Here is a 3,333-nt window from a genome sequence, read left to right as displayed (position 1 = left end):
GACTCTATCAGACTCTTTCGAGTCTCGATTTCCTCGGCGCTTTCCAGGTCCTGCGCTTTCGCGCTTTCCCTTTCCGGCGGTTCCGACTCTATCAGAAGTTTTCCACCGGATTTCCCGGCTTCAGTTTCTGATTCAGAGCTGGATGTGCCCCATCGGAATGCAATTCCTTGGATTCTTGGGGGCGAAGAAGACTTTAAACCATCGCTGCCGAACTTGTCCAGTTCGAGGCAACCGTTCGAATCTACCTCCACGCTCCGGATGTGTCAACACCCTTTGCGAGACGCCCTGGAGACTAGCAGTTGAACGGGCTTGTACGCACATCACGCCGCCGTCGGCAGTGTCGCCGTCCGGTCCGCCTCCTCGACGTCGCCCGCCTCGCCGGTCCGCGAGGCGCGCCCGCCCAGGACGAACACGTACGCGAGGAACGCGGCCTCTGCTGCGACGCCGATGGAGATCCGGGCCCATGTGGGCAGGCCCGACGGGGTCACGAAGCCTTCCAGCAGGCCGGAGACGAACAGGACCGCGGCCAGGCCGATGGCCATGCCGAGCGCGGCGCGGCCCTGTTCCGCCAGGGCCGCCCGGCGGGTGCGCGGGCCCGGGTCGACGACCGTCCAGCCCAGGCGCAGGCCCGTACCCGCGGCGACGAACACCGCCGTCAGTTCGAGGAGGCCGTGCGGGAGGATCAGGCCGAGGAACACGTCGAGGCGGCCCGCCGAGGCCATCAGGCCCAGGCCCACCCCGAGGTTGGCCATGTTCAGGAAGAGGATCCACAGGACGGGGAGGCCCAGGAAGGCGCCCAGGACCAGGCAGACGGCGGCCGCCTGCGCGTTGTTCGTCCAGACCTTCGCGGCGAAGGAGGCCGCCGGGTGGCTGGAGTAGTACGTCTCGTACTCGCCGCCCGGCCGGGTCAGGTCCTTGAGGTGTTCGGGGGCGGCGACGGCGCCCTGGACCTCGGGGTGGGTGGCTATCCACCAGCCGATGAGCACACCGAGGGCCGTGGACAGCAGCGCCGTCGGTATCCACCAGCGGCGGCTGCGGTAGACGGCCGCCGGGAAGCCGGCCGTGAAGAAGAGGGCGGCGTCGCGCCAGCTCGCGCGGCGGGTTCCGGTGACGGTGGAGCGGGCGCGGGCCACCAGCTGGGTGAGGCGGCCCGTGAGCTGCGGGTCGGGGGCGCTCGACTGGATCAGGGAGAGGTGGGTGGCGGTGCGCTGGTAGAGCGCGACGAGTTCGTCGGCCTCGTCCCCGGTGAGCCGGCGGCCGCGGCCGAGGAGCTGCTCCAGACGGGCCCACTGCGCCTGGTGGGCGGCTACGAAGACGTCGAGATCCATCCGGTTGTCGCTCCCCTGCCCCTGGCCCGCCCGATACGGCTGCTGCTCCTTCGGTCAGCTTGGCAGACTGGGGTGCACAGGGGCGGGTCAGGTCGGTGAAAGGTGCATCCGGTGAGCGGTCTGGTGACGGGGGACGCGGTCGTCCTGGGGCTGCGGCCGGCACGGCTGCCGAGCCGGGCGCTGGCGGTGCTCCTCGACCTGGTCGTGTACTTCACCGCGTACGTGGTGGTGTTCTTCGTCCTGGTGCTCGCGACCTCCGGGCTCGACGAGGCCGCGCAGGCGGCCGTGGCGGTGGCGACTCTGCTGCTGGTGCTGGTCGGGGTGCCGATCGCGGTGGAGACGCTGAGCCACGGGCGTTCGCTGGGGAAGCTGGCCTGCGGGCTGCGGGTGGTGCGGGAGGACGGCGGGCCGATCCGGTTCCGGCACGCGCTGGTGCGCGGGGCGATGGGGGTCGTCGAGCTGCTGATGACCTTCGGGACGGTGGCCTGCGTCGCGTCGCTGGTGTCGGAGCGGGGGCGGCGGCTCGGGGACGTGTTCGCGGGCACGCTGGTGATCCGGGAGCGGGTGCCGGGGGCGCGGGTGATGCCCGTACCCCCTCCGCCGCCGTGGCTGGCGGGGCGGTTCTCGGCGCTGGACCTGTCGGCCGTGCCGGACGGGCTGTGGCTGGCGATCCGGCAGTACCTGACCCGGATGAACCAGCTGGACCCGCACACGGGCGCGGTGATGGCGGCGCGGCTCGCGGACGACGTGGTGGCCCGTACGGGGGCGCCCGCGCCGGCCGGGGTGCCGGCGGCCGCGTTCCTGATGGCGGTGGTGCACGAGCGGCAGTCGCGGGACGCGGCCCGGGCCTTCGCGCCCGGGCCGGGCACCGCGCCCGCCGGGTACGGGGGGATGCCCACGGCGCCCGCCCCCGCCGCGCCGGCCCCGCAGGTGGTCCCGCCCGTGGCACCCGTGGCACCCGTCGCACCCGTGGCGCCGGCGCGGCCTGCGGCGCCCGTCGAGCCCGCCCCGCGCGCCACCGGGTTCGCGCCGCCCGGGTAGTGGGCCTCAGTCCTCGAAGCCCTCGAAGTCCGCGGAGCCGTCGCCGGACTCGTCGTCCGTGAAGACGGACGGCGGGGTTTCCAGGTGTTCGAGTTCGATGCCGGGGGCCGAGAGGACCACGTCGCCGGAGATGTGGACGGTGTGGACCTCGCCCGTGTCGAGGGCCGTGACCTGGTACTCGTCGACGACGAGCGGGCCGCTGTCGGTGGGGTGCTCGGCGCGGGAGCGCAGGGCCCAGGCCTGGTCGACGGTGCGGGGGGCGAGGACCGGGTCGGTGAGGGCGACGAGCCGGATCCGGGTCGCGGGGGCGCCGGGGGTCAGGCGCAGCAGGCGGGCCGTGGCGATGAGGAAGGCCGGGGAGGTGCCGGTGAAGCCGGGGGCGGCGACGTTGCCCTCGGTGGCCTCGGCGCCGGCGGGGTCGGTGCGGACCCAGGTGACCCCGTCGATGGCGGCGCCGCGCACCTGCCAGCTCGAGGCGTTGATCTCAAGGCGGATGGGGCGGCCCAGCGCGTCGACGGCCAGGTCGACGGAGCCCCGGTGGTCGCCGCCGGGGGCGGTGATCTGGGAGACGTACCGCCAGCCGGAGGGGCCGGGGGCGCAGTGGAAGTGCTCCTCGCCGAGCGGCGTGTGGTCGTGCGGGTCGTGGAGCGAGTAGCGGCCGCGGGGCATGGGCTGTGGTCCTTGGCTGGCGTACGGGGTGCTGACGGGGCAGGCCCCCCGGCACGGGTGCCGGGGGGCCTGCTTCAGTGTGCGCGATCCGCCGGGGCGGGGATCAGTAGCGGTAGTGGTCGGGCTTGTACGGGCCCTCGACCTTGACGCCGATGTACGAGGCCTGCTCCGGACGCAGCGTCGTCAGCTTCACGCCCAGCGCGTCCAGGTGCAGACGCGCGACCTTCTCGTCCAGGTGCTTGGGCAGCACGTACACGTCGGTCGGGTACTCCTCCGGCTTCGTGAACAGCTCGAT

General features: G+C 73.0%; 5 protein-coding genes. 1 reads left to right on the top strand and 4 read right to left on the bottom strand.

Annotated elements, in window-relative coordinates; genetic code table 11:
* On the bottom strand, nt 1-251 hold a 251-nt coding region (locus AB0O29_RS34660; RefSeq protein ID WP_365160056.1), incomplete at its 3' end, for a hypothetical protein.
* Between the two features lie 69 nt (nt 252-320).
* Nucleotides 321-1,328 carry a stage II sporulation protein M gene (locus tag AB0O29_RS34655; protein WP_365160053.1) on the bottom strand — a complete coding sequence of 336 codons (1,008 nt, stop codon included), beginning with the start codon at nt 1,326-1,328 and terminating at the stop codon, nt 321-323.
* Between the two features lie 111 nt (nt 1,329-1,439).
* On the opposite strand from AB0O29_RS34655, the gene AB0O29_RS34650 reads away from it, so the two are divergent.
* Nucleotides 1,440-2,369 (top strand): RDD family protein, encoded by a 930-nt coding sequence (locus AB0O29_RS34650; protein ID WP_365160050.1) that lies wholly within the window; start codon nt 1,440-1,442, stop codon nt 2,367-2,369.
* A gap of 6 nt (nt 2,370-2,375) precedes the next feature.
* Here the strand turns inward: AB0O29_RS34650 and AB0O29_RS34645 are convergent, their stop codons facing one another.
* On the bottom strand, nt 2,376-3,038 hold the full coding sequence (locus tag AB0O29_RS34645) for a hypothetical protein (RefSeq protein ID WP_365160047.1): 663 nt from the start codon (nt 3,036-3,038) through the stop codon (nt 2,376-2,378).
* A 103-nt stretch (nt 3,039-3,141) separates the two neighbouring features.
* Nucleotides 3,142-3,333 (bottom strand): adenosylhomocysteinase (locus tag AB0O29_RS34640; RefSeq protein WP_365160044.1); only part of this gene is annotated, 192 nt, incomplete at its 5' end.

Source organism: Streptomyces sp. NPDC089915 (assembly GCF_040684675.1).
In the GTDB taxonomy this organism is placed as follows: Bacteria; Actinomycetota; Actinomycetes; order Streptomycetales; family Streptomycetaceae; genus Streptomyces.
The sequence above is the reverse complement of the archived record's forward strand: the minus strand, read 5'-3'. Positions and strand labels throughout refer to the sequence as shown.